The 26,619-nt window shown below is 57.2% G+C and carries 25 protein-coding genes; 13 read left to right on the top strand and 12 right to left on the bottom strand.

The window, feature by feature from the left end; genetic code table 11:
• Window positions 1–48: 48 nt before the first annotated feature.
• Entirely contained in the window at window positions 49–459 is a 411-nt protein-coding gene (locus tag ACXAG1_RS15500; protein ID WP_475090937.1) for a hypothetical protein, read from the bottom strand.
• 16 nt (window positions 460–475) lie between these two features.
• Window positions 476–1,387 carry an SPFH domain-containing protein gene (locus ACXAG1_RS15495; protein ID WP_475090938.1) on the bottom strand — a complete coding sequence of 304 codons (912 nt, stop codon included), beginning with the start codon at window positions 1,385–1,387 and terminating at the stop codon, window positions 476–478.
• A 141-nt stretch (window positions 1,388–1,528) separates the two neighbouring features.
• Here ACXAG1_RS15495 and ACXAG1_RS15490 point away from each other — a divergent pair, with 141 nt between their 5' ends.
• The 3 genes from ACXAG1_RS15490 (at window position 1,529) to ACXAG1_RS15480 (ending at window position 4,728) form a co-directional block, all read left to right on the top strand.
• A complete protein-coding gene (locus tag ACXAG1_RS15490; RefSeq protein ID WP_475090939.1) occupies window positions 1,529–1,759 on the top strand; it encodes a DUF350 domain-containing protein in 231 nt (76 codons plus the stop codon).
• 9 nt (window positions 1,760–1,768) lie between these two features.
• Window positions 1,769–2,584, top strand: coding sequence for a transglutaminase-like domain-containing protein (locus ACXAG1_RS15485; RefSeq protein WP_475120201.1), 816 nt, complete (start codon window positions 1,769–1,771; stop codon window positions 2,582–2,584).
• Window positions 2,585–2,790: 206 nt separating this feature from the next.
• Window positions 2,791–4,728: a S8 family serine peptidase gene (locus tag ACXAG1_RS15480; RefSeq protein WP_475120200.1), complete on the top strand. Its 1,938-nt coding sequence runs from the start codon at window positions 2,791–2,793 to the stop codon at window positions 4,726–4,728.
• Between the two features lie 114 nt (window positions 4,729–4,842).
• Here the strand turns inward: ACXAG1_RS15480 and ACXAG1_RS15475 are convergent, their stop codons facing one another.
• Window positions 4,843–7,149, bottom strand: a complete 2,307-nt coding sequence (locus ACXAG1_RS15475; RefSeq protein ID WP_475120199.1) for a zinc-dependent metalloprotease — start codon at window positions 7,147–7,149, stop codon at window positions 4,843–4,845.
• A 343-nt stretch (window positions 7,150–7,492) separates the two neighbouring features.
• Between ACXAG1_RS15475 and ACXAG1_RS15470 the strand changes: the two genes are divergently transcribed.
• From ACXAG1_RS15470 to ACXAG1_RS15460, 3 genes are all read left to right on the top strand, one after another.
• On the top strand, window positions 7,493–8,302 hold the full coding sequence (locus tag ACXAG1_RS15470; protein WP_475120198.1) for a DUF2884 family protein: 810 nt from the start codon (window positions 7,493–7,495) through the stop codon (window positions 8,300–8,302).
• Between the two features lie 226 nt (window positions 8,303–8,528).
• Window positions 8,529–9,665, top strand: coding sequence for a hypothetical protein (locus ACXAG1_RS15465; protein WP_475120197.1), 1,137 nt, complete (start codon window positions 8,529–8,531; stop codon window positions 9,663–9,665).
• A gap of 10 nt (window positions 9,666–9,675) precedes the next feature.
• On the top strand, window positions 9,676–10,500 hold the full coding sequence (locus ACXAG1_RS15460) for a hypothetical protein (protein WP_475120196.1): 825 nt from the start codon (window positions 9,676–9,678) through the stop codon (window positions 10,498–10,500).
• Between the two features lie 53 nt (window positions 10,501–10,553).
• Here the strand turns inward: ACXAG1_RS15460 and ACXAG1_RS15455 are convergent, their stop codons facing one another.
• Complete coding sequence (locus ACXAG1_RS15455; RefSeq protein WP_475120195.1) at window positions 10,554–11,072, bottom strand: peroxiredoxin; 519 nt, start codon at window positions 11,070–11,072, stop codon at window positions 10,554–10,556.
• A 224-nt stretch (window positions 11,073–11,296) separates the two neighbouring features.
• On the opposite strand from ACXAG1_RS15455, the gene ACXAG1_RS15450 reads away from it, so the two are divergent.
• Window positions 11,297–12,592 (top strand): hypothetical protein, encoded by a 1,296-nt coding sequence (locus ACXAG1_RS15450; RefSeq protein ID WP_475120194.1) that lies wholly within the window; start codon window positions 11,297–11,299, stop codon window positions 12,590–12,592.
• Between the two features lie 531 nt (window positions 12,593–13,123).
• The gene (locus tag ACXAG1_RS15445; protein ID WP_475120193.1) at window positions 13,124–13,792 is read left to right on the top strand and encodes a hypothetical protein; all 669 of its coding nucleotides are present in this window, start codon (window positions 13,124–13,126) and stop codon (window positions 13,790–13,792) included.
• Window positions 13,793–13,805: 13 nt separating this feature from the next.
• On the opposite strand, the gene ACXAG1_RS15440 is transcribed toward ACXAG1_RS15445, so the two are convergent.
• The 3 genes from ACXAG1_RS15440 to tkt all read right to left on the bottom strand — a co-directional run bounded on the left by ACXAG1_RS15440 (window position 13,806) and on the right by tkt (window position 17,608).
• Entirely contained in the window at window positions 13,806–14,303 is a 498-nt protein-coding gene (locus ACXAG1_RS15440) for a DTW domain-containing protein (RefSeq protein WP_475120192.1), read from the bottom strand.
• 66 nt (window positions 14,304–14,369) lie between these two features.
• The gene (gene gap, locus ACXAG1_RS15435; RefSeq protein WP_475090954.1) at window positions 14,370–15,395 is read right to left on the bottom strand and encodes a type I glyceraldehyde-3-phosphate dehydrogenase; all 1,026 of its coding nucleotides are present in this window, start codon (window positions 15,393–15,395) and stop codon (window positions 14,370–14,372) included.
• Between the two features lie 212 nt (window positions 15,396–15,607).
• Complete coding sequence (gene tkt / locus ACXAG1_RS15430; protein WP_475090955.1) at window positions 15,608–17,608, bottom strand: transketolase; 2,001 nt, start codon at window positions 17,606–17,608, stop codon at window positions 15,608–15,610.
• Between the two features lie 320 nt (window positions 17,609–17,928).
• Between tkt and ACXAG1_RS15425 the strand changes: the two genes are divergently transcribed.
• The 4 genes from ACXAG1_RS15425 (at window position 17,929) to metF (ending at window position 22,630) form a co-directional block, all read left to right on the top strand.
• Window positions 17,929–18,906, top strand: a complete 978-nt coding sequence (locus ACXAG1_RS15425; protein ID WP_475120191.1) for a metalloregulator ArsR/SmtB family transcription factor — start codon at window positions 17,929–17,931, stop codon at window positions 18,904–18,906.
• 52 nt (window positions 18,907–18,958) lie between these two features.
• Window positions 18,959–20,179, top strand: coding sequence for a methionine adenosyltransferase (gene metK, locus ACXAG1_RS15420; RefSeq protein WP_475120190.1), 1,221 nt, complete (start codon window positions 18,959–18,961; stop codon window positions 20,177–20,179).
• A gap of 131 nt (window positions 20,180–20,310) precedes the next feature.
• The gene (ahcY, locus tag ACXAG1_RS15415; protein ID WP_475120189.1) at window positions 20,311–21,687 is read left to right on the top strand and encodes an adenosylhomocysteinase; all 1,377 of its coding nucleotides are present in this window, start codon (window positions 20,311–20,313) and stop codon (window positions 21,685–21,687) included.
• 103 nt (window positions 21,688–21,790) lie between these two features.
• Entirely contained in the window at window positions 21,791–22,630 is an 840-nt protein-coding gene (gene metF / locus ACXAG1_RS15410; RefSeq protein ID WP_475090960.1) for a methylenetetrahydrofolate reductase [NAD(P)H], read from the top strand.
• 50 nt (window positions 22,631–22,680) lie between these two features.
• On the opposite strand, the gene ACXAG1_RS15405 is transcribed toward metF, so the two are convergent.
• Window positions 22,681–23,307: an OmpA family protein gene (locus ACXAG1_RS15405; protein ID WP_475090962.1), complete on the bottom strand. Its 627-nt coding sequence runs from the start codon at window positions 23,305–23,307 to the stop codon at window positions 22,681–22,683.
• 273 nt (window positions 23,308–23,580) lie between these two features.
• On the opposite strand from ACXAG1_RS15405, the gene ACXAG1_RS15400 reads away from it, so the two are divergent.
• A complete protein-coding gene (locus ACXAG1_RS15400) occupies window positions 23,581–24,333 on the top strand; it encodes a hypothetical protein (RefSeq protein ID WP_475090963.1) in 753 nt (250 codons plus the stop codon).
• Between the two features lie 45 nt (window positions 24,334–24,378).
• Here ACXAG1_RS15400 and ACXAG1_RS15395 read toward each other — a convergent pair whose 3' ends face one another.
• The 4 genes from ACXAG1_RS15395 to ACXAG1_RS15380 form a co-directional block, all read right to left on the bottom strand.
• Window positions 24,379–24,543 carry a hypothetical protein gene (locus tag ACXAG1_RS15395; protein ID WP_475090965.1) on the bottom strand — a complete coding sequence of 55 codons (165 nt, stop codon included), beginning with the start codon at window positions 24,541–24,543 and terminating at the stop codon, window positions 24,379–24,381.
• A 44-nt stretch (window positions 24,544–24,587) separates the two neighbouring features.
• Window positions 24,588–25,247 carry an HAD family hydrolase gene (locus tag ACXAG1_RS15390; protein ID WP_475090967.1) on the bottom strand — a complete coding sequence of 220 codons (660 nt, stop codon included), beginning with the start codon at window positions 25,245–25,247 and terminating at the stop codon, window positions 24,588–24,590.
• A gap of 21 nt (window positions 25,248–25,268) precedes the next feature.
• Entirely contained in the window at window positions 25,269–25,631 is a 363-nt protein-coding gene (locus ACXAG1_RS15385) for a hypothetical protein (RefSeq protein ID WP_475090969.1), read from the bottom strand.
• 93 nt (window positions 25,632–25,724) lie between these two features.
• The gene (locus ACXAG1_RS15380; protein ID WP_475120188.1) at window positions 25,725–26,465 is read right to left on the bottom strand and encodes a 16S rRNA (uracil(1498)-N(3))-methyltransferase; all 741 of its coding nucleotides are present in this window, start codon (window positions 26,463–26,465) and stop codon (window positions 25,725–25,727) included.
• Between the last annotated feature and the right edge of the window lie 154 nt (window positions 26,466–26,619).

The following is a 26,619-nucleotide window of genomic DNA, read 5'->3' as shown; positions in this document are numbered from 1 at the left end:
AAAAAATAAAACCATTGAAATGACTTCAATCCCCGCAGAGGTCAGAAATTAATTCTCGCGTTTCGAATCCTCTTTCTGCTCGTCTCTCAGATCCGCCAAACGCTCACTCGTTTCCTCTGCATCCGCGGTTTTCGGAGCAATATTTTCTATCCCTCCCCGCTTTTCCTGCAAAGCTCTTTCTGTAGCCTGCTGTTCATCGCTGTAATCCGGTGCCAGCACCAGTTTCGGCGCATTGCTGTTAAAGCCGATCAGTACCCAGATAAAAAACAGAAGACACAGCAGGCGAATCACCACCGAGCGGTCCAGCAACCAGTGCAAGCCCTCGCCACGCTGACGCAGAAACTGCACACGCAGAAAAATATTCAGCGCCAACAACACACAGGCGGCGATCACGATCCAGCTGGCGAGACCCCCGAGGGCGCTCATCAACCAGTTGGCGATCTGCGAATTGAACTCCATCGTATGACTCCCACAATCAGCGCTTGCGCGCTACCTGTTTCATCTGCTCGGAAAATACCGCCTGCTGCAGGCCAATAGTGCCCAACGCCTCCACCGGAACAAAGACCTTGTTGTTGGATTCCGCCATGCTTTCCAGCACTTCCAGGGTGCGGTAGGAGAGGTATTTATCCGTTACCGACTTGGCCAGCAGATCGTTGACCTCTTTCTGACCCATGGCTTTTTCACGGGCGATGGCACGGTTCATTTTTTCCCGCTCCAAGTCGCGCTCCATCTGGATTTTCTGGATCTCGAACTGGGCCTTCTCCTGCTCGATCAGCTCGCGCCGCTCCGCTGCGCGCTCTTTCGCCTCGGTAATAACCTTGGGAAACTGTACATCGGCAATGCCCAGGCGCTTGATCTTGATCGGTGTGCCATCGAGGGAGGTGGCCACTGCGGTAAACAGTTCCTGGCTCAACATCTCGCGGCTGGAGGCGATTTCATTGATGGAGTATTTGGCAATTACCCGGCGCACCACATCGCGGATCACCGGCTGGGCATAGGTGTTGTACACCTGGTTTACGGAAATATTGCCGTTGTGGGGCGGCATCCGGTCAAAAATATTGTCGATGTATTTTTCATTCACCGCGCCGGTCATGCGGATATCAAAACTCATATTGAGCTGGTCCCTGGGCATAAACAGTTTGAATTTTTCCATGTGGCCAAAATCCGCGATAGCCAGTGTGACCAGCTTGTCGCAGTAGTAGAGACACATATCCAGGCGGAATTTGGACGGCGGCACCGTGTTCGGTTTGTACCCGTTCTTGGTAAGAATCTTCCCTACATGGGCCGGTGGAACCTCCACCCGATCGGCGCAGGCGGAAAGCCCGAGGACCAGCCCAGCTAGGGGTAGCATCAGTAGTAGTCGTGTCAGTTTGGTCAGCTTTGGCATTCCTTTTTATTTCCTTTCATTCCCGAGGGCTTTCATTCGATGGAATACCATAAAGAGCTATGGGGCAGGGAGCAAGCGGAGGAAAATCCGGTGAAGCTGTGATCTAATTGACGGCCTTACCTGACGAGATGGACCTACCAAGTGCAATCAGAATTCCTCACCGCGACCCTGTTCAATCTGGGGCTGAACCTGCTCTATACACTACTGGCACTGCTGATCGGCATGGTGGCGCTGCTGGTCATCGACAAGAAACTGCTCAAGCATGTGGATATCGAGGGCGAGCTGAAAAACGGCAACATCGCCGTGGCCATTTTTGCATCGACCATCCTTATTTTTGTTGCCCTGATTATCTCATTCGGTCTGAAAGGCTAGGAGCACCCCGTGAGACAGTGGCTGATGTTCATTCTGGTGGGAGTTGCGCTGATGGGGCCGGAACTGGCGCGTCAGTGGAAGTCACTGGCGGAGGAACAGGTACTGAGCCAACGCCAGCTCGCAGAGATCCGCAGCGAGACAGACACCTCCCAAGTCAAGGACAACCAGCGCGGTAGCGTGGTCATCAGCGGCAGCGGCTCGCCGCTGACCGAAGCCATGGTACAGCAGGCCGTCGCCAAGCGCTCAGAGCACGAAAGCAGCTATATCTCGGTTTGGAACTGGCAAGGTCTGGAGTCTGTCACCGCCTCCGCCCGCGGTCTCGACCGGCTGCACCACTTTGCCAACAGTTATCTGGTGGGCTTCCAGCCATTTGAAACCAAGTCCCTGTGGGTGCCCCTGTACACGCTGGCGGTGCGCAAGGAGTATCAGTACGACCACCTGCAGTATGCGGGTCTCGCCGATATCTGGCAGACCTCGCGCCAGGCCTATTATCAGAAACGCGGTGACTGTGAAGACCACGCCATTCTGCTCGCTGACTGGTTGATCAACCTCGGCGTCGACGCGCGGGTTGCCCTTGGCACCCATCAGGGGCAGGGTCACGCCTGGGTGGTGGCGATTGTGGATAACACCGAATACCTGCTGGAGGCCACCAGTAAACGCCGCCAGGCCAGCTGGCAGGCAATGCCACTGGCGGCACTGGCAGAGGGTTACGAAGTGGAATTTCAGTTCAATCGGGACTACTTCTGGGCCAAAACCACTTCCACCCCCACGCGCCGCTATCGTGGCGACCACTGGATTCGCAAGTCCCAGTTTATCCGCGGCTAGATTGCGCAAAGGGCCTCTGAGCCCCAGCCTTTTCTCCGCCGCGCTTTCATACTTTTCACCCATACCCGCAAACTCCGCGCCCCTGCTAGGCTTTTTGTTAAGCGCAATGGAACTGTGCGCCCGCGACTACTTGTCAGATCGACTGACGACACCCGTGCAACATTCATCCAGGCTGCGGATTCAGCCGGTCACAGCAGGAAGCTGAAGTGAACACCTATTGCCGCCACGCAACGCGTATCTTGTCCGTATTTTTCCTCTATCTGCTCGGCAGCACCGCCTGGGCTCAACCGACAGCCGGCATTCCGCTGAATGACACCTCATCACTGCCGCAGCGCCTGATAGTAAGGTTTAGTGATGAGCCGGCGCAGGCAGAGCGCCAAACCAGGCTGGCGACACTTTCGCACATTACCGGCACCGACCTGCGTTTCGCACGCAACCTTGCCGGTGGTCGCTTCCAGCTGCTGTCCCTGCAACAGGCCCTGCCGGAAGCCGCCCTGCAAAACCTGCTCACGGTATTGCGCCGACAGCCCGGTGTGGCAACCGTGGAAGTAGACCAGCTGATGCAGCACACGGCGGTTCCCGGCGACAGTCGCTACAGCGAACAGTGGCACTATTTCGAAAGCACCGGCGGCACCAACCTGGAGGCGGCGTGGGACACCCACGATGGCAGCGGGGTCGTGGTCGCGGTGATCGATACCGGTATCACCAGCCACTCGGACCTGAACGACAACATCATTCCGGGCTACGACTTTATCGACGACACCGCCGTGGCCAATGACGGTGATGGCCGCGACGGTGATCCCAGTGATCCCGGTGACTGGTTGCGCGCCTGGGAATGCGGATTCTTCAATCCTTCCCAACCGCGCAACAGCAGCTGGCACGGAACCCATGTGGCGGGCACCATCGCCGCCATGACCAACAACAACCGGGGCGTTGCCGGTGTCGCCCACGGCGCCAGAGTGCTGGTGGCGCGAGTGCTTGGAAAATGTGGCGGCTACACCTCGGATATCATTGATGCCATCGTGTGGACAAGTGGCGGCAGCGTCTCCGGGGTGCCCGCCAATGCAAACCCGGCACAGGTCATCAATCTGAGCCTGGGCGGCCAGGGCAGTTGCAGTGCGGCCATGCAGAGCGCGATCAACACCGCGCGGGGCAATGGCGCCACGGTGGTGATTTCCGCGGGCAACAGCAACGCCAACGCAGCGGATTTCACCCCCGCAAACTGCGCAGGCGTGGTGACGGTTGCGGCCACCGATCGCGAGGGCAATCGCGCCTCCTACTCCAACTACGGAGCGACGGTGGAAATCAGCGCGCCGGGAGGAGAGACCAATGTCAGTGGCAACGGTGTTCTCTCCACCCTCAACAGCGGCACCCAGGGCCCCGCGAGCGAGAGCTACCAGTTCTACCAGGGCACCAGCATGGCGGCGCCACATGTGGCCGGTGTCGCGGCGCTGCTGTACCAGGCAAACCCAGGTCTTACCCCGGATCAGGTCAGCGACGCGCTGCAAAACACCGCACGTGCGCTTCCCGGCAGTTGCAGTGGCGGTTGTGGCGCCGGCATTGTGGATGCGCGCGCGGCACTGAATGCAGTCAGCGGCGGCAACCAGCCACCGGTGTCCGCGTTCAGCTGCAGCGAGGATGAACTCAGCATCGACTGCCAGGACCAGAGCAGCGACGCCGACGGCAATATCACCGACTGGGCCTGGGATTTTGGCGACGGCAACAGCAGCAACGCGCAGAGCCCGAGCCACACCTACGCCACAGCCGGCACCTATTCGGTTTCCCTCACGGTGACGGATGACCAGGGCGCCAGTGCCAGCAGCAGCCAGAGCGTGACCGTCACCGATCCAGATAGCAGTGAACCCAACCAGCCACCGGTTGCGGATTTCACATTTACCGTGGCCCGCTCTACCGCCAGCTTCAGTGACGCCAGTAGCGACCGCGACGGCAGCATCCAGAGCTGGCACTGGGACTTCGGCGACGGCAGCAGTTCCACTGCCCGGAATCCCAGTCACGAATACGCCGAGGACGGCACCTACAGCGTAACCCTGACGGTGACCGACGATGCGGGCGCGAGCCACTCGGTGAGCAAAAATGTAAATGCCACCTGTCGCTTCCGTTGGGGTGGCCGCTGTTACTTTTAATCGCGAAAAATACACAGCCAAAAATGAAAAGAGCCGCGTAATTTACGCGGTTCTTTCGGGATTGTCGGATCGATTGCTGGATTGATTGTCTGGGGCCGTAAATCGACCCCGGCATCAGATCGGCGATCCCGGCGGCATGGGTTTCAGGTCACCCTTGTCCACTTTCAGATCCCCACTCATAAACGCTGCGATACGGTTGGCCTCATAAAAATAATGGGCGTTGTATCCCTGGGGATCGTCACCAAACAATTTCATTTCACCGATCGCGTGCTGGAATCTGGCCAGTTCGAAGTTAGCGCGGGCGCGGGCGGATTCCGGTGCGCTTTTGTCACTGGCCAGTAACATCAACTGATGGATATACACGTGATTGACCCGCTGGTGGATCGCTGCCTGCAGCCCCTGATACTTATCCTTCTCCAGTGACTGCTCGGTAAGTTGCGCGAGCAGGGTATTGAACCCCGGGCCGTCGCCGCGGCGCGCCTGCTGTTGCTGCAACCGCGCGGCACGTTCCGGATGTAACAGGATGGAATAGGTATGCCCCGCAGCCGCTTCCGCCATGGCAATCGCGTCAAAGGCCACGCCGGTATAGGCGGGGAAGCTTTCGTTGCTGCGGCTGTAACCGAATGCCTTTGGAGGCAGCAGTCTCAGTACCTTTTCCGGCAGGGTAAGGAATTCCGGCTGCAGGGTAAGTAACAGAGCATCGATGGCCTGCTGCTGCCGGTCGGCATCGACCATGTGATAACTTTCTGAACCGGCATCGTTGTACAGGTAATCGTAATCCAGTCCACCGATAAGTTTACCCACGGCTTCCGCCTGATAGCGGTGCCCGTAGTAGACCGGTACCAGGGTTTCATCCAGAGACGAGCGCGCGGCACTTGGCCTATTTGCGGCGGGACCGAAATTCTCCAGGGCGTGCCTGCGCAGTTCCGTCATTCGCTGGAACTCTTCCAGTGGCTCGCTGCCGTTATCCCACAGGTGGGATTCAGCGTGGGCATTGTTGATGGTGCGGGAATCGCGGTCGGTAATAAAGCGCAGTTTCTGTTTCTTCGCGTCCTCCAGCACACGTTCGAGATATTCCGACTCATCCCCTTCGGCAATTCCGTAGCCGTAGCGGATCGCCAGTTTGTCCCAGGCGCCAATGCCACTGTCGTAGGCTTCCTGCACGTTCAGGCGATTGTCGTTCATGGTCACCAGCGGTGCCGGGTAGTCCATCACCGAGGCGCGATCTTCCGCGCTGGCAATAAAGTTGTGCGCAAGGCCGATGGTGTGACCCACTTCGTGGGCGGACAGCTGACGAATACGCGCCAGCGCCATGGCTTTCAGTTTTTCTGTATCCGCATTTTCATCGCCGTAGGGCTGCAGCAGACCCTGGGCGATCAGAAAGTCCTGGCGCACGCGCAGGGACCCCAGGGTAACGTTGCCCTTCAGAATTTCACCGGTGCGCGGATCGTAAATGGAGTAGCCGTAGGACCAGCCGCGGGTAGAGCGGTGCACCCAGTTGATCACGTTGTAACGCACATCCAGCGGGTCGGCGCCCTCAGGCAACAGTTTTACCTGGAAGGCATTGTCAAAACCGGCGGCTTCAAAGGCCTCGTTCCACCAGCTGGCGCCATCGATCAGCGCACTGCGCACCGGTTCGGGCACGCCCGGGTCGATGTAATACACAATGGGTTCCACCGGCTCGTTACTGCCCGGGCGCTTTTCCAGACGGTGCCGGAAAATCAGGCGTTGATCCATGGGCTGATCGATGGCGGTCGCATAATCGCGATAGATCAGCGGAAAGTAGCCGGAATTGGCGTGGAAGCGGCGGGGCGTGTAGCCCTCTTCCGGCAGTTCCACCAGGGAGAGGTGCTGACGCAGGGTCACCAGCTCCGGTGTTGGCACCACTTCTTTCAGGTACTTGCCCGGCTCGCTGCCGGTAAACGTCAGCTGCGCTTCAAACTCGCTGTTTTTCGGGAAGCTCTTGGTGCGCGACAGATAGACCGCGGAGCGGCTGCCATCCAGGCTGTAGCTGCCCTGGCCGGTCTGCTTGAGACGGGCGGCGATGCCGTGCTGGTCGCTCAGGATAAACGGGGTGAAATCCAGCAGTACACTGTTACCTTCCTCACCAATGACTTCAAAGCCCCAGATCACCGAAGACGCGAAGGCCTCGGAAACCGCGCGGCGCTCGGCCGGATTTTCCGACAGGGCTCGGTACTTGAGGTTGATCTGGTGCAGTAAGACCTTGTTGCCCACACGCTCAAACTTTACCACCCGGCTCTCACCGACCTGATTGCGATCCAGGCCAACAGGGTTGGAACCCAACCCCTGGGCGAGACCGGTGAGTAGCAACAGCTCACGGTCGAACTCATCGATTTCCAGCAACAGCCGCCCGGTCTTTTCATCCCAGTAATAATCAAAGAGTCCCTGCTGCTTATTCATTCCGGAAGTCATTGCCGAAATAGGTTCGCCGTGAGCAAGGGTACTGAACAGTAAAAAAGATACGATGATCAGCCGGTGCAACATGAATCCCCCGAGGTTTTGCCTATACATGAATTGTTATTCTTTGGGTGGGTTTGAAGGGTACCACTGGCAGAACGCCAGTCCACCGGCAGACGTCACCAATTTTCCGGCTATCACCAGACGATTCATCTACGTCCCGCCCTAAACCCTGAACCTGAGGAATGAGGGGCCGATGGTCAGTGATTGAGACCATTTGAGTACCACTGCATCCAAATGAGAGGCCAGGCACGTCCTAGAGGAAACCACTGAATTGGATCGAGTAATGAAACCCCTGCTCCCCCTACTGTTCACCGCCGCATCCACCCTCGTCACGGTTTCCGCACCAATGGCGGCAGCATCGACCGAGGAGAACGAAGCTGCTGAGACGTACTCCCGGCAGTGCAATATCGATATTCACCACCAGATTACCGTCGGCCCCGGTTTCCTCGAAGTCCGGGATAAAGACAGTGCAGAACCGCTGTTTGCCTTCAATGCGCCAGACCAGCTCGCGGTGGGTGACACCGGCCTGATCCTTACCGCCCAGCAGCAGGAGTTGATGGAGGGCTACCAGCAGGGGCTGCACAGTGCGGGGCGGGAAGTCTCCGCTCTCGCCATCGCGGCGGTTGATGTTGCCACCGAAGGCATGGGCATCGCCCTGGTAGCGCTCGCCGGCCCCGATGATTCAGACACCCGCGCCTACCTCGCCGACGCTCGGCGCCTGCGTGATACCGTTGCCAAAGAAATGGAGCAACCGGGAGAAGTGTTTACTTTTGGCAGCCCCTGGGTGGAAGGCAACTTCAGTACAAAATTCGAAAGCGAACTGGAGCCGCAGATTGCAGATCTCGCCACACGCTTTGCCGGCAAGATTGCCTGGCATGCAATGAAAGCCGCGTTCACCGGCGGGGCCAGTATCGAGGAGCGCGCCGAAGCTGCGGCAGAAGAAGCGGAGAAGGTAGTGGAAGCGAAAGCCGAAGTGTTAGAAGCCCGCGCGGATAGCCTGTGTGAACAGGTACAGGAACTGGACCAGCTCGAGCTGGCGCTACACAGTGCCATTCCTGAGCTGAACGGTATCGAGCTGATCGATTCCAAATAGCCGGCATACGACAGTAGTCCCGCCCCAGAACCAATTTATACCCCCAAGTGTTCGCCGCCTGAACCCCATTCAGCGCGGCCTTCTTTTCGATAAAACGATCAAACCGGTACTGACGTACAAAACAAAATTCGATATTTCAACAGATTACAATCCTTTCGGCATTCAACAACGGAAAACCCATCGCTAGAATAACCGGCTTGAATTTTGACGCTGCAATGGAATTAATATGCAACAGGAAGTCGCCCGGCCGTTTAGTGAATATATCTTTTTGAGCAAGGAAACAGTTGGTAAGGATGGTCGCCGGGTGTTTATTGACCCCGACCTGCTTACCACTTATCTGGAGTTTGTCGAAGAAGACAAGCTCTACGGCCAGCAGGCACTGCAAAAAATGATCGGCCTCAAGAATTCAGCGGCCGGAATAGGCAGCCAGTCCAACCAAACCAACGCTCACCAGCATCGACTTGATTGTCATTCCGTTGTTATCACCTACAGCGTCCTGCAGTCTGGAGCACCGAGTAGTTTTGGCGAAGGGGTGTACATCAGCAAGATTCAGCAGAATTTGAATCGTGGAGAGGGAAATCCGGGCGGGCTTTACAATTGTACTTTAGAGCGTGGAGAGTGGATAAGCAGGGCAGCACGCGACCTTAAGGTTCCGACCCCGATAGCAAGCATCGCTGCAAGTTTCAATAGTGAGTCACAATCGTATGGTGTTCAGAGCACTAGCGAGGCGGTAGGAGATTATCTGGCAAGAAATTCAAAAGGCAGTGAACTCGGCACCAACTTTGCACTTTACTACAGTCCCACCAACATTATCGATAAACTGGGAACATGGAAAACACCCGAGCAAAAGGTGACACCGGAATCGGCCGGTCCGGAGGAGCTGTCTCAGGTCTTGATCAATACGCAAAATGAATACTGGGCACAAACAGACCAGACCCATCACTGGTACGTTTTCGGCCACGGCGCAAAGCTTCTGGAAAAGGCCCTGGTGCTGGTTGAATCCAAAGGTATTGCCAGCCTGTCCCACCATGAATTCAGCTTCGTGGAGCCCCGCTCCAGCCTCGGCAGCCTGCTACCTCGTATAAACCGGCTCCAGGCTAAGTTCAACAAGAATATGAGCATGAAAAGTCTCGGCGCCAGAACCTTCCAGGCCCTCGACCTGGATGCAACGCGCAGAGGACTGCAGTTACATAGCAAAAGCTGGACTGCACTTGAAAATAACCTTAAACCGGCAAACACACTCCTAAACAATGTGAACAGGGCGATCACTCATTACGCGCAGAACCCAGCAGCGATTAGCTCAAACCAGGCTCACAACTTTGTGAGGTTGGTCAGTGAGTTGAAATCCAGAGTGAATTGGTAGGTAGTACTAGATGCGCATGACAACGCTTGGCATTGAGCACGCCGAATACATCCCATTTACATACAGTTCAATTAGCTGCTTCGATCTATCCGGCAATCAACTGATTTTTTCTGGTGAACCGTCTGAACCACACGAGTACCACCCCGGATACATTCCCCACACTTCGGATATTTACAATCACGATATTTACGAGCCATACATTTTCCCGGGGCTGGACCGCCCGTTTAATGGGAACCGCCCCCGTTACAGCTACTTGCATGTAGGATCAATCTTCTGGCGACATTTTGTTCCCTACGGTGAGCAAGTTGCGACACTCGGGTTCTGCCGAGTAAAAATCAATATTTGCTGGCCCGCCCCGGAACTACAGGTATCGCCCTCCGGCTTGCAAGATAAACAAGAGTTTGTGAATCGCGTCTTCGATATTACCAACACGAAAGAATTGGATCCGGAAGACTTCATTTATCCGCAAGAAATCAACGAGCTGATTCACCATAAACTCAAGGGCCGGCACTGGATACAATCTAATCACGGCAGCTACACCGTCGACCGGAGTTACTCGTTTTATACCCCATTCACCGATGAGCACCTGCTGGTGGTGTCATTACTCCCTGAAGGATATTGGAAGCCCGGCACCGAGCCACCACAGGAAGATCTCGAAAAAGTTTTCGTAAGCTTCTGGGACTTTATGGACAAACTGTCCATCATTGAAGATCCATCCCAATCGGACCGTGCACCGGGGATCGAAATGAAGGGAGAAACGCTGGAGCGGCATCTACTGCGGAAAAGCAACGAAGCCGCCGGGGCGGAACCAGAGAGCGGTGACTCACTCTGGTAGTCACCAAATAATTGAGGCCGCAATTGCGGCCTCAATTATCTCTTACTTTAAGATCAGGATTTCTTGGCAACCCCCAGCTCACCCAGAGTGCGCGCCATATCCTGGGCACTGGTGGCAGGCTTGATGTCCTTGTCGATCTTGGTGATGTTCCCTGCCTTATCGATATAAATGGTGACGCGTTTGGCCATATTCAGCACAGGCATTTTCACCTCATAGGCCGCTGCCACCTCACCCGAGGGGTCGCTCAACAATGGGAAATCGGCCTTCTGTTCCGCGGCGAACTTGGTGCTGTCCTCCACCTCGTCGGTGCTGGCCATAAAATAGGCTACATCGTATTCGCGAATCAGGTGGCCATTTTCCGCCAGAGATTTGCACTCGATGGTGCAACCTTTGGTGAACGCCTTCGGATACCAGGCGATCACAACTGCCTGTTGTCCCTTAAAATCAGACAGGGAATAGGTTTTTCCATCCGACGCCTGAAGGGAAAATTCCGGTGCCGGGCTTCCCACCTCCAATGCCAACGCCGGAACAGCGATTGTCAGCATACTCAGCCAAAGAAACAATTTTCTCACCTTACTCTCCTTAAACGATTTCAATTCCGCCGGGCGCTCGCGCCCACGAAAAGTGACTTGATATTCAGTTGCAGTTTCAGGCTTTTTAGCGCTGGCTTCAACGGGAAACGCCTCATAAAATGGCGCAATTTTGCGCAATCCGCATCAGGGAAAAGGGCACCAGGCAGTCATTTCATTGCCGCGCAGGGACAACACACAATAATTGATAGCCCCAAGCCCCTGACATGCCTGAATTCTCCGTTCGCCCAAACCTTACCCTGCGCCTGATTTGCGCCATCGCCTTGCTGACACTGGCCGCCTGTGGCGGCGGAGGCGGAAACGACGCGGTAGAAGACACAGAGTTACAGCCTCCCGCACCATCTTACGCTCCGGGAGACGATCTGGATTCGTCCGACGGCAACACTCCAGCCACCGGCAGCGGAGAATCACAAAGCCCGCTGAATCCCGGTGAATATGCCCAGCTGACTTCCTGCACGCCATTTGCCGGCAATAGCGAGGCCCCTTTCAAGGTGCTTTTTGCCAATCTGGATTCTGCTCCCTTCTTCAGTGAAATCGTGCAGGATGCCGTAACCAATCAGTTCCGCGCACTGACACCTTTCTCCGAATTCCAGAGCCAGTTTGCTTTCTACGAAATCGACCTGCCGGGCTTTTCCGCCCTGGGATGTACTCACAGGGACAAGGGCGGCTTCAGCTGTGACACTGAGCAGGTGCACCGAGCCATTTTAGAGCAGTGCGCCAGTGACGATATTCACGGTATTTTGAAGGTCGTTATCGGTGAAAGTGACTACGGTGCTTCCGGTGGCGAGATTATCTACGTTGCCAGCGACAAGGACTGGCTGAATATCGAAACCACCCTGCACCAGTTGCGCAACATCGTCATCCATGAGATTGGCCATAATTTCGGTCTCGCCGATCTATACGATAGCCCCATCAGTAATGACGGAATAAGTGCAGAGGGGTGGCCCAGCAAATTATCCAGAGAATGGGCAAATTTGGACGGACCTGGATGCAGCAAATGGTGCAATAGTTTCAAACCAGCATCCGAGTATGTGCAGTCCGCAAACGCTACCTGCCCGACGCTCACCGACAGAGCGAGCTGTACCAGTTATATGCGCACCGCAGATGGCACGTGTGAAACCGATGAAAATGGCAACTACAGTTGCTGCGGCTGGTCAGAGGATACCGTTGACGATTACTTCGGCTCTCAATGTACGCCGGTGTGGGGCTCTGAAAACATTGGGCAGGATTGCCTGCAGGGTACCGGCTGCTATTACGGCGGCGCCCACGGCAATAATTCCTGGCGACCGGTGCAAACCTGGGAGGACAGCATTATGTACGGCGCAGGACATTCCCAGTCATTCGACGCGGTATCGGAGCAGGCGCTGCGTGAGGCCATTCGATGCTGCGGCACCTCGGATGACAGCACAGCGTCCTGCGCAGCATTTCGCACGGAGTACGATACATTCCTTTTCGACTACCAGCCGTACAAAAATCGCCTGGGTTCCTGTGGCACTAATTAGGTAGGCGCACCGAAGGCGCGATCTAGACAGTATCGCAGGCCTGACACGCGGAGGCACCGCTGGAGCGGGGTCGGGGTCGGGGTCGGGGTCGGGGTCGGGGTCGGGGCCGAGAATGCGGCCGAGATTGCGGCGATCGACAAATTTTCGCATGGACCCTCGGTTTCGGGATAACATTCTCAGCAAACACCAATAACAAGCCTGCAGGGAAGGTCGATGCCCAAAAATTTTTCCGGATGGTCTCTTCCGCGATTTGCGCGCGCGACATGCGCAACTAGCATTCTATTTGCGTACCCACTCACAGCGCTGTCATTCTCACCCAGCAATCACAAGCATCTTACCTGCCAGGCCATACAGCACTTCCAAAGCCGTTGTGAGCAAGATAAAAATCTTACATCCTGGATCGATGCCTGTGCCGCCGGTGAGGCGTCAAAGGGGGAGGATGACCTGAGTATCCGCAGACTCGCATACTGGCACTTTTACGATAAGGAAAAAGCCCTCCCGCGGAGAGCAGCCGGTTTTGCGTCTCCGCGAATGGACTATCACCTGAGCAAAACCATTCGCGAAATTAACACTGCCGTCAATTCCGGCGACAAGGCTGGAATTTCCCAATCTCTGGGTGCCTTTTCCCACTACATACAGGATCTGGCAAACCCATCACACGTATTGCCGATTTATCACAGCACTTTCCAGAAAGATGAATTCGATGAGTACCCGCTGCCAATTGCGAACGCACTGGACGACAGCCTTTGCGAAAAAGTTGACGTTGAGTATCGATCCCTCACCGGTGACCGGAAAAAATCTCTAAGCATCAACCTGCTTCAGGATATCCCAGACAATATCGCCGCAGAAACTGTGATCAATTTATCCAGTGATTACTCTGCAACGATCAACAGTGAACTGAACAAGCGCACCTGGATTGATTTCTGGAAACCCTGTCATTACGACCAGTTCTGCGAATATTCGGATTCATTTCTCGGCAACAATTTCGGCAAGAGCGAGATTACCGTCACGCAGCCCGACTACCACAAGAAAGAGGCTCCCTGTAAACAGAAGAGCGTCTGCAAGGTAAATGTCGACTACGCGGAATATAACGCGTTTGCGCGGCAGCAAACCCAGCTCGCGGCGATCCACACACTGGTTGCGCTGCGGGTGATTGCAAATGTTGCCAGGATTGAAGAAAACCCGGTGAAACCCGATTGAGTGAGCAAGGTTTTCAAGGAGTTTCCGCTAGAAACCGATTAAACCTGGCCTCGATGCTTTCCGACGCTTGCGCGCGCCCCTTTGCGCGCAAAATCTCAATAACGGTTTCTGCCGTACACAGACAACCCGCGCGCTGATTGCGCCGCAGCGTGAAACGCGAGGCGCCGCCGACCTTGAGATCCACTCTCGGCACCTCGTGCAGGTACGGGCTGCGGTTATACATTTTACGCGCCTCCTGCCAGGTGCCATCGAGCAGGATAAAAACGTCGCACTCTGCAATCCCAAGGGAAGCGGTCTGGCTGCCGCCAACTTGCACCTCACTATCGGGATACAGTACCCCGGTACGCGACTGCGCCAGCAAAGCGAGCAATGTTGCATCCGGTTCGGTACGGTGCCACACAAGACGGCGCAGACTGACAGACGCATCTTCGCTACACACATCCAGCGCCAGCCGCCCGGTATTGGTTGGGCGCTCCAACTCGCGCTCGTGGGTGAGAAGGACTATCTGCACTCTCTATCTACGCTCTCTATCTACGCTCTCTACTGAACTTTCTGTCCGCGCGTCACCGTCCGCTCGTCACTGGATTTGCAGCGCGCGGGTGACGTCCAGCATACGGTTGGCGAAACCCCACTCGTTGTCGAACCAGATCAGCACCTTGACCAGTTTATTGCCGGCCACCCGGGTCTGGCTGGCATCGACGATGCCGGAGCGGGGATCGTGGTTGTAGTCGCAGGAGGCGAGGGGTTCTTCGCTGTAACCGAGCACACCGGAGAATCGGGTTTCCGCTGCGGTCTTGAGTACAGAGTTGACTTCGGCCTGGGTGACGGACTTTTTCAGCTGCACCGAGAGGTCGATGGCGGACACGTTGATGGTGGGCACGCGCATGGCCTGGGCTTCGAATTTGCCGGCCATGTCGGGGAGTATGCGCTCGATGCCGCGGGCGAGGCCGGTGTCTACCGGAATAATGGAGGATATGGCGGAGCGGGTTTTGCGCAGGTCGGTGTGGTGGTAGGCGTCGTTTACCGGCTGGTCGTTCATCGCGGAGTGGATGGTGGTGATGACGCCGGCTTCGATGCCGAAGGCGCTCTCCAGGGCGGCGATGACGGGGATGCTGCAGTTGGTGGTGCAGGAGGCGGCGGAGATGATGGTTTCATTTCCGTTGAGCGCGGTGTCGTTGACGCCGTAGACGATGGTGGCGTCGACGTCGCTTTGCGCGGGCTGGGAGAAGATGACTTTTTTGGCACCGGCTTTTAGATGCAGTTCGGCGCGCTGACGTTCGGTGAAGCTGCCGGTGCATTCGAGGACGATGTCGATCTGGGGATTGCGCCAGTCGAGGTCTTCGAGGTCTCGGTGATGGGTGACGGCGATCTGGTCGCTGTTGATGTGCAGGGTTTCGTTGTGCACTTCGACCTTGCCGTGAAAGCGGCCGTGAACGGTGTCGTATTTGGTGAGGTGCGCAATGGTGGCGCAGTCGGCCAGTTCGTTGATAGCGACGATCTGCAGCTGGTCGCGCAGGTTGGATTCGTAGAGGGCTCTCAGGACACTGCGTCCGATACGGCCGTAGCCGTTTATCGCGAGCCTTATTGGTGCTTGGTTGGGCATGTATTCCTCGGGCCTTGTCCACCGCCTTCGGTCAATGCTCTGGTCCCGTGCGGTGGCGGTCAAGCACCGGGCATAGGGTTTCGGAACCGCTGTGAATACATCCCTGTACGCTGCGTCGGCGACGTCCCTGTCGCCGACGCTTCCGAAACCCTATGCCCGGCACTTGCCCTTCTCGATAAGCCGCTGAACTACGTAAGCAGCTTACCTAGTAATTACTTCAGCAGCCCTTCGACAGCTTCAGTAACTTTCTCAGCAGTGATGCCGAAGTGCTTCATCAGGTCACCCGCCGGTGCGGATTCACCGAAGGTGTCCATGCCAACGATAGCGCCGTCGAAGCCGACAAACTTGTACCAGTAGTCCTTGTGGCAGGCCTCTACGGCTACGCGGGCGCGTACGCTGGAAGGCAGTACGGATTCGCGGTAGTCGGCGGGCTGGGCGCTGAAGGCTTCGGCGCACGGCATGGAGACGACGCGCACTTTGCGGCCGGACAGTTGGTCCGCGGCAGCAGTGGCGAGCTCTACTTCGGAGCCGGTGGCGATGATGATGGCTTCGGGTTCGCCGTCGCAATCACGCAGGATGTAGCCACCCTTTTCGACGTTGGCCAGCTGCTCTTCGGTGCGCGCCTGCGGGGCGAGGCCCTGGCGGCTGAAGATGAGGGCGCTGGGGCCGTCGCTGCGGGATACGGCCATTTTCCAGCTCACCGCAGATTCGGTGGCGTCACAGGGGCGCCAGGTCTGCAGGTTTGGTGTAGCGCGCAGGGCGGTCAGCTGCTCTACCGGCTGGTGGGTGGGGCCGTCTTCGCCGAGACCGATGGAGTCGTGGGTGTAGACGAAGATGACTTTCTGCTTCATCAGCGCGGCCATGCGCACGGCGTTGCGGGCGTATTCCATAAACATCAGGAAGGTCGCGCCGTAAGGCACAAAACCGCCGTGCAGGGCGATGCCGTTCATGATGGCGCTCATGCCGAATTCGCGCACGCCGTAGTAGAGGTAGTTGCCGCTGGCGTCGTCGGCGGTGACGCCTTTGGAGCCGGACCAAATGGTGAGGTTGGAGCCGGCGAGGTCGGCGGAGCCACCGAGGAATTCTGGCAGCAGCGGGCCGTAGGCGTTCAGGCTGTTCTGACTGGCTTTACGGGAAGCAATTTTCTCGCCGTCGGCCTGGCACTGTTTGATGTACTCGTCGGCCTTGGCGAGGAAGTCCGCGGGCAGGTCGCCTTTCATGCGGCGTACAAACTCTTCCGCCAGTTCCGGGTGGGCTTCTTTATAGTCTTCGAAGATATCGTTCCACTCGTCTTCCTGCTCGGCGCCTTTGGCGCGGCCGTCCCAGGCGTGGTACAGGTCTTCGGGGATGACGAACGGCTCGTGTTTCCAGCCGAGGGTTTCGCGTACCAGCGCGATCTCTTCGTCGCCCAGCGGCGCGCCGTGACACTCTTCGCGGCCCTGCTTGTTGGGGGAGCCGAAGCCGATCACGGTCTTGCAGCAGATGATGGTGGGCTTGCTGGTCTCAGAGCGGGCTTCTTCGATGGCGGCCTTGATCGCAGCCGGGTCGTGGCCGTCCACGTTCGGGATGACGTGCCAACCGTAGGATTCGAAGCGCTTGGGCGTGTCGTCGGTGAACCAGCCCTCCACTTCACCGTCGATGGAGATGCCGTTGTCGTCGTAGAAAGCAATCAACTTGCCGAGGCCCAGGGTGCCGGCCAGGGAGCAGGCTTCGTGGGAGATACCTTCCATCAGGCAACCGTCGCCCAGGAAGCAGTAGGTGTTGTGGTCAACCAGCTCGTAGCCGTCGCGGTTGAACTGGGCAGCGAGCACTTTCTCGGCCAGTGCGAAACCCACGGCATTGGTGATGCCCTGGCCCAGGGGGCCAGTGGTGGTTTCTACGCCCGGGGCGTAACCGTATTCCGGGTGGCCCGGGGTCTTGGAGTGCAGCTGGCGGAAGTTCTGCAGCTCGTGGATGGACAGGTCATAGCCTGTCAGGTGCAACAGGGAATACAGCAGCATGGAACCGTGGCCATTGGACAGCACGAAGCGGTCGCGGTCCGCCCACTCGGGGTTGGCCGGATTGTGTTTCAGATAGTCGTTCCACAGCACTTCGGCGATATCTGCCATACCCATGGGGGCGCCCGGGTGGCCGCTTTTGGCTTTCTGGACCGCGTCCATGGACAGGGCCCGAATGGCGTTAGCCTTTTCTGTGCGAGACGGAGTAGAAGACATAGGGATCTCTCGGTTTGGGATCTTCGGTTCATCAGATGCGCTGCGGGCCCGGCTCTGACGGCCAGCTTGCCGCGATTCCGTCGGCCGGAGGTTGTCGATGGCCGGCAAAACGGGGGCGTATTTTCCCGTAAACCCCCGCCGGGCGCAAAGGCCACGGGTTCAATTCTTTGCCGATGACAGCAACAATTTCCTAACAAATCGCAATCCCACTACCCATCGGCCCGTTCGCGCGGCGTTAGTTACATCTGCATCAAATTTTTTCGATACACCTAAATCAAAATATTTTGATATAGGTGTGCAGCGCTGCTAGACTCCGCGCCATGCTTGACTCCAGCCAACCGTCTGCGACGGGTGATGCCAACAAAGAATCACACGTCAGCGACCCGATCCCGCAACTGGCGGCGACCCTGAAGGCCGCCGGCGATCCGCTGCGGCTGGAGATACTGCGCCTGCTAAGCCAGGACTCCTACAGCGTGCTGGAGCTGTGCCGCATCTTCGAGCTGCGCCAGCCGGCCCTGTCACACCACCTAAAGGTGCTGGCGCAGGCGGGATTGGTGAGCAAGCGCCGCGAGGGCAACAACCTGTTCTACCGCCGCACCGCAGGCAGCGTGTTACTGCAACAGCTGTTCAGCGGCCTCGATCAACTGTCTCTGAGCGAGTCCCGCGCGGCCACCGTGGAGCAGATTGCTTCCGAGCGCGCCGAGGCCTCACGTCGCTTCTTCGCGGATTACGGCAACCGCTTCCGCGAGCAGCAGGAGTTGATCGCCAGTTATAGCGTCTATGGTCCACAGGTGGCACAGCTGCTGAAACCGGGGCGTCACGCGCTGGAAGTCGGCCCCGGTGAGGGTGAGTTTCTGGAGGAGCTGGCGAATCGTTTTGGCACGGTGACGGCACTGGATCTGTCGAAGACGATGCTGGAACGAGCGGAGACCTTTGCCGACGAGAAGGGGCTGCAGAATATCGAATTTGTCTGCGACGACACCCGCGCGGCGGCATCCCGCCCTGAAAGCGCGGACTGCATCGTGGTGAATATGGTGTTGCATCACACGCCGGAGCCTGCGCAGATTTTTCACGATTTACAGAAGTCCCTGAAGCCCGGTGGGCAGCTGCTGATTACCGAGCTGCACGATCACGGGCAGGATTGGGCGCGAGACGCCTGCGGGGACTTGTGGCTGGGGTTTGCGCCGCAGCAGTTAGTTGAGTGGGCCGCAGAGGCGGGCCTACAGAAAGGGCGCAGTGAACACAGTGCCCTGCGCAATGGTTTTCAGATTCAGATTCAGGAGTTTCTGAAGGTTTAATTCCGCAGGTAGCGGAACAAGGAGCGCCCCGGGGCGCAAATGGAGAGATCACATGAGTGAATACAGCATTTTTACTTCGGAGTCGGTATCCGAAGGCCATCCGGACAAAATTGCCGACCAGATTTCCGATGCGGTTCTGGACGCCCTGCTGGCGCGTGACAAGAACGCGCGGGTTGCCTGTGAGACGCTGGTGAAAACCGGTATCGCGGTAATTGCCGGTGAGATCAGCACCTCTGCGTGGGTGGATCTGGAAGATCTGGTGCGCAAGGTGATTACCGATATCGGTTACACCTCTTCCGCGGTAGGTTACGACGGTGAAACCTGTGGTGTGATCAATGTGATCGGCAAACAGTCGGTGGATATCGCTCAGGGCGTTGACCGGGTGAAACCGGAAGACCAGGGTGCCGGTGACCAGGGCCTGATGTTTGGCTACGCCACCGATGAGACCCCGACCTTTATGCCTTCCCCGGTGTACTACGCGCACCGCCTGGTAGAACGTCAGGCGGAAGCGCGCAAGTCCGGCCTGCTGCCGTGGCTGCGCCCGGATGCGAAAAGCCAGGTGACTTTCCGCTACGACGAAAACGGCAAGCCCTGCGCGATCGACGCTGTGGTTCTGTCCACCCAGCACAACGAAGAAGTCACTCAGGAAGACCTGCGCGAAGCGGTGCTGGAACTAATCGTGCACCACGTACTGCCGGCCGACCTGCTGCATGAAAACACCAAGTACCACATCAACCCCACCGGCAAATTCGTCATCGGCGGCCCCGTGGGCGACTGTGGCCTGACCGGACGCAAGATTATCGTGGACACCTACGGCGGTTCTGCCCGTCACGGTGGCGGCGCCTTCTCCGGGAAAGACCCGTCAAAAGTAGACCGCTCCGCAGCCTATGCCGGTCGTTACGTGGCGAAAAATATTGTCGCTGCCGGCCTCGCCAGCCGCTGTGAAATTCAGGTGTCTTACGCCATCGGCGTGGCCGAGCCCACCTCTGTATCCATCAATACCTTCGGCACCGGCAAGGTGAGCGACGAGAAGTTGATCGAGCTGGTGCGGGAAAACTTCGACCTGCGCCCCTACGCGATTTCCAAAGCGCTGGACCTGCTGCACCCCATGTATCAGCTCACCGCCGCCTACGGCCACTTCGGTCGCGAACCGTTTGAGCACAGCTACAAGTGGATCGATGCCAACGGTAAAGAGCAGGTGGAAACCTTTACCGCCTTCCCGTGGGAGAAGACAGACAAGGCCGAGACCCTGCGCGCACAAGCTGGTATTTAATTCATATTTTCGTCATTCCGGCGCCCGTCATGCCGGACTTGATCCGGTACGGAATCCAGCGCCACGAAACTGAATACCGGCCTTCTCCGGTATGACGGGGAAAAACTTCAAAGATTTAGGTAATGAACCAAATGAGCACCGAATTTAAAGACTTTAAAGTCGCCGACATTTCCCTGGCCGACTGGGGCCGCATGGAAATTGAAATCGCCGAAGGCGAGATGCCCGCGCTGATCACCCTGCGTGAAAAATACCGCGCAGAGCAGCCGCTGGCGGGCGCCCGCATCATGGGCTGTATCCACATGACCATCCAGACCGCGGTCCTGATTGAGACCCTGGTGGCCCTGGGCGCGGAAGTGCGCTGGTCCTCGTGCAATATTTTCTCTACCCAGGATCACGCCGCCGCGGCGATTGCCGCCTCCGGCATTCCGGTTTTCGCCTGGAAAGGTGAAACGGAAGAAGAATACGAGTGGTGTCTGGAGCGCACTATCGGCGCGGACGTGGCCGGCTGGCAGCCAAACCTGATTCTGGATGACGGCGGCGATCTTACCGAACTGCTGCACCGCAAATATCCGGAGCTGCTCGACAAATGTCACGGCATCAGTGAAGAGACCACCACCGGCGTACACCGCCTGCAGGACATGCTGAAAGCGGGCACCCTGAAAGTACCGGCGATCAACGTGAACGACGCGGTCACCAAGAGCAAGAACGACAACAAGTACGGCTGTCGCCACAGCCTGAACGATGCCATCAAGCGCGGTACCGACCATCTGCTGTCCGGCAAGAAAGCGCTGGTGATCGGTTACGGCGATGTGGGTAAAGGTTCCGCCGCTTCCCTGCGTCAGGAAGGCATGATCGTAAAAGTCACCGAAGTGGACCCGATCTGTGCCATGCAGGCGTGCATGGACGGCTTCGAGCTGGTTTCCCCTTATATCAACGGCGTAAACGACGGCACAGAGTCCTCTATCAACAAGGACCTGCTGGCGAATACCGATCTGATCGTCACCACCACCGGCAACGTCAATGTGTGCGACGCAAATATGCTGAAGGCACTGAAGTCCGGCGCCGTGGTTTCCAATATCGGTCACTTCGATAACGAAATCGACACCGCATTTATGCGCGAAAACTGGCAGTGGCAGGAAGTGAAACCACAGGTGCACAAGATCGTGCGCGATGCGGCCACCAACGACCACCTGCTGCTACTGTCCGAAGGCCGCCTGGTCAACCTGGGTAACGCCACCGGTCACCCGAGCCGCATTATGGATGGCTCCTTCGCTAACCAGGTGCTGGCGCAGATCCACCTGTACAACGAGAAGTTTGCCGATTTGCCGGCGGACCAGAAGGTTTCCGCGCTCTACGTAAAAGTACTGCCGAAGCACCTGGACGAGGAAGTGGCCAAGTACATGGTGGAAGGTTTTGGCGGTGTGATTACCCGCATGACCGAAGACCAGGCCAAGTACATCGGTGTTTCCGTGGATGGCCCCTACAAGCCGGAAAGCTACAAGTATTAATTGACCTCTCAGGTACTGGATGCCGGCCTGCGCCGGCATGACGATGCTCCGTCATCCCGGACTTGATCCGGGATCCAGAAAGCCGAGGGAATGGAACAGAATAATGAGTGATTTACGTATCAGCTTTGAGTTTTTCCCACCCAAGACCGAAGAGGGTCGGGAAAAACTGAAAAATACCCGCGAGGAACTGCAGGCCTTCGACCCCGCATTCTTCTCGGTCACCTACGGTGCCGGTGGCACCACCCGCGATACCACCGCAAATATTGTGTGCGAACTGCGCGGAAAGGGTGTTTCCATCGCGCCACACCTGTCATTTGGTGGCGACAATGAAGAGATCGTTCTCGGCCTGCTGAACCGCTACAAGGATGCCGGTGTCGATCGCATCGTCGCACTGCGCGGTGATATGCCGTCCGGTATGGGCTCCGTGGCGCAGCTGGTTTATGCCAACGAACTGGTGGCATTTATCCGCCGCCACACCGGTGATCACTTCCACCTGGAAGTGGCGGCTTACCCGGAAATCCATCCGGAAGCGGACAGCTATGATGCGGATATCCGTTTCCTGAAGGGCAAGTTCGAGGCCGGCGCGAACAGTGCCCTGACCCAGTACTTCTACAATCCGGATGCCTATTTCTACTTCCTGGATCAGTGTGAAAAGGCCGGTATCGATGCGCCGATCTATCCGGGTATCATGCCGATTACCAACTTCACCAATCTGGCGCGCTTCTCCCGCAACTGTGGTGCGGAAATTCCGCGCTGGTTGAAGTACCGCATGGAGAGCTTCAACAATCCGGAAGATGTGAAAAAGTTGGGACTGGAGATTGTGACGGATCTTTGTGAGACGCTGCTGGAAGGCGGCGCACCGGGGCTGCATTTCTACACCATGAATCAGGTAGGGCCGACGGCCGACATCCTGAACGCTCTGGATCTCGCCAACAAAGAATAAAATTAGCCCGGTGACAGCAATGTCACCGGGTTTTTCTTTTATAGGCTCAGTTATTGATTCAGCGCCTTGTTCAATTTCTGCGGACGTCCCAACCGCACATTGACCGGCTTGCCCTGGAAGTCGATCACCCGCACCACCAGCCTGCGATTCTGCTCTCTGCCCCGCTGGGTTTCATTGTCTGCGATCGGATCCGAATCACCCAGCCCGGTGGCCTCTATCCGCTCTGAATGTATCCCTCGCTCCAGCAGAAACTGTTTGACCCAGTTGGCCCGCCATTGCGACAGCTTGCGATTTTTGTCGGGATCACCGGCATTATCGGTGTGCCCTTCCACAACAATTTTCAGCGCGGGAAAGTCACGCATAATAATCAGCAATGCTTCGATGTCGGCGAGGGTGTCCATTTTTGGCGCGAAGCCGCCGGGTTCGAAGTCCACATTCAATACAAAGGTATCACCGCGCTCCCGAGCCTGGCCCATCAGGTAGCGGACCATATCGTCACCAAAAGGCGCAGCCTCGCGGGCACTCTTTTCGCCCACACCATTGCTTACCAGTTCGCCCGGATCCAACGAGTACTTTTTAGTGGGATCGGGGCAACCGGTGAGAAGCAGGGCACTGAGCAGAGCGCCAAGTGCCGAACAGTGACGCCGTAGCGGTTTGCGGAAAAAGACAGTAGGCATAAGAGCCGGCTCCTTCGAATGACTGCAATCTGATTCGAGTCGGTCGGGTGGCTGCATTCCGAAAGATCCTTGTAGTCAGCAGCCAGCAACTGCTTACGACAGACACTTTCGGTCGCTAGATTCTCTAGATACTAGGGTCGGGAGAATCTTTTCCCTAACCGGGCGCTCACGGCAGGAATACAACGGGGAATAGGGGGATTTCTGAGTTGACCGAGTGCACCCTAACCTAATCAAAATACCAAGAGCCTATTTTTTGCCCCCAGGGAGACGGCAATGAACAAACAGCTACTGCTTACCATCCTCGGGATATGCGCTATTGCGCTTTCCCTGGTGTTCGGCTCGCGGGTCACTGCACAGCAGATTGTGACGGTGGACCCCGGGGATGCCTGGTTGAATGCCAGCGAGGGATATCGGGAAACCGTGACCTGGCGAGTCGCCAGCAAAGGGGGTGCAGCGTCGCCGCGGGGGGTGTTTGTGAACCTGGACAACAACCAGGAACTGGCGGTGGTGGATCAGATTCTGGAGTTCAGTGGCGACCGCGGTGAGGTTACCGAAATCGTGCAGATATCTCCGGTACAGGCGCGCAGCTGGCACGCCAAGGGAGTGCGTCGCGTGGGCTATCGCCGGGTATTTGCGGGTGCCGCAGGCAGCCTTTCAAACCATATTCTGTTTGACCTGGATTCCAGCGGTCGGCTGGCGCAGGTGCAGGCCTCGCCACCCTCTCAGACGGTGAGCGGCAAGTCGCGCAAGCTGATGATGGCGTGGAATCTGGACAGCGATCTCGGTGAGATCCGTGCGTCTTCGGTGAGCGGACAGTTTATGGTGGGCGACCGGGTGATACACGAGGTATCGGAACCGCTGACCGCGGAGGCGGGCAAGCCGCTGCGGGAAACCGTGGAACTGCCCCAGGGACTGGTGAGCACTTTAATCGCTCAGGGTATTTACGAGGTCCGCTATACGCGCACCTTTGTGGATGACAAAGACACCCGCCGCAGCGCGTCGGTACAGGTGCGACTCACCGAGTAACCCAGACCGTAGTGCCATTGGCCTGGCGCCACCAGTGCGCTTTTATCAGCTGTCCCGTTTGCGGCGGGTCAGCTGGAACCAGAAGGCGCCCTCCAGCAGAAAACCCAACACCAGAAAAACGGCACCACCCGCGGGGATGCCAAAGACATAACAGGCAATCGCCGCGAAAAGGCATGCAAACGCGATCAGAATCCGTTTTAGTGTACTCATATCCCGTCGCTCCAATCTTTATAGTCAGTGATTAAAACCTGCTACTAAAAATAGTCCAGCAGCAGCTGCATATCATTGATAACCCGCGCCCCTTCCGCTTCGAGTTGCCGCGCACGGGTGCTATTGTGGCTGTAACCAATCACCGGCATACCCGCCGCCACCGCGGCCTTTACTCCGGCAATGGAGTCTTCCACCACCAGACAGTGTGCCGGATCGATATCGAACTGCGCCGCGCTGTGTAAAAACAGATCCGGCCAGGGCTTGCCGCGGCCAACGTCATCGGCACTGTAGATACGCCCGTCGAAATAGTCCCACAATCCAGTCTTATTCAATGTGATCTGCATCTTGGCGTGGGGGCCGGATGACGCAACGCAGGTTTGCAGGTCTGTGGTTTGCAGCTTATCCAATACCTCGTGGATACCAGACACCGCTTCCAGCTCGGTATGGAAGGCCTCGCGAATACGGCTCTCGGTGGCATTGAAATAGGACTGCGGCAACGGCCCACCGTAGCGGGTTTCGATATCCACAATACAGTCTTTCGAAGGTCGGCCACTGAACTGTTCATCCAGCTCTTCCGCTGTCGCCGGCATGCCGAGTTTGGTCATTTCCTCGGCCAGCACCCGGCAGACGATGCTTTCGCTGTCCACCAGTACCCCATCGCAATCAAAAATGACCAGCCGCGTATTCGACGCAAAACTATCCATCACACATCCACTTTTCGTTATTCAGGTCGCCGAGATCAGCAGAATACCGATCAACACCCCCACCGCGCCGGCCACACGCACAAAATTTTCATTGCCGTGCACGATACCCAGTACAAATTCCTTGGTGCGCTCATAGCCCGACTGCAGCGCGTAGGCGCCGATCACAATCAGGAATATACCCAGCACATTGAACAGGGTTCCCCAGCTGCGGGTATCAGAGATCAGCAGGAACACCATGCCGATCACTATGCGTGCCCAGCAGCCGAAATAAAACAACTGCGGATTCATCCGCTCGCCAATATCCCGCGCGATCTGCGGCTTGAGAATCACCAGAACAGACATGGCCGTAATAGCCACACCGATCAGCCAGACTAATGCTTTCATAGGTTCACCTTTTTTCGTGCCCGCTTATTCTGTGTGGATAGCGGTGTACCGGGAATTCTGGATTCCCGCATGCGCGGGAATGACGAGGCAGGGCTAAATATCGCCCCACTGGAACTGTAAAACAGACAGCGCTGCGACCGGCGCGGTCTCGGTCCGCAGTACCCGCGGGCCCAGACGCAGTGGGTGGAAGCCCTGCTGCAATGCCAGCGCAATCTCATCCGCGGACAGCCCACCTTCCGGCCCCACCAATAATAGCGCGGTATCCGGCCGCCCGGACTGCTGTTCCAGCTCCGCCAGTGTCGCCTCGGTGCGGTGGTGGAGCACCAGCTTCAGAGTATCGTCCTGTTTTGCCTGCTCAAGAAACTGCGGATACTTCAACGGCGGCAAAATCGCCGGCACCCGATTGCGCGCGCACTGCTCACAGGCACTGATCGCAATCTGCTGCCACTGCCCCAGCTTTTTCTGCAGCCGATCACCGGACAGCTTCACCTCACAGCGCTCCGTAAACAACGGCTGAATCCGCGCCACCCCCAGCTCTGTTGCCTTCTGGATCACCCAGTCAAAGCGATCCCCGCGAGAAATACCAATCGCCAGAGTAATCCCCAACGGCGACTCCCGATCATCCTGAACAAAGGCACCAAGCTTGACCCGCACCTTCTTCCCAGCCTCCATCAACTCCGCCGCATACTCCCCACCCAAGCCATCAAACAGAACTAACGGACGCCCTGGCCCCAGGCGCAGCACCTTCACCAGATGACGCGAAGCGGCTTCGTCTAGCTGGACTTCAGATTGGCCGGACAACGGCTCGGAGGAAAAAATACGGGGAATACGCAAAGGGAGTTCCGACTCTAGGAAAACATTGCGTGAAGGGTAATACAGGACAGGAAATGTTTGTAGGGCACTTCGAGCCCCAGAAAAGCTCTGTTTGGAGCCCGATGGCGGGGAAGCACCGGGTATTGGTTTTTGAAACCGAGCTAGGCGCCCCCCT

It is taken from the genome of Microbulbifer sp. ABE4_465 (assembly GCF_056160765.1).
Note: the sequence above shows the minus strand (reverse complement) of the source record. Positions and strands in the feature narration are given on the sequence as shown.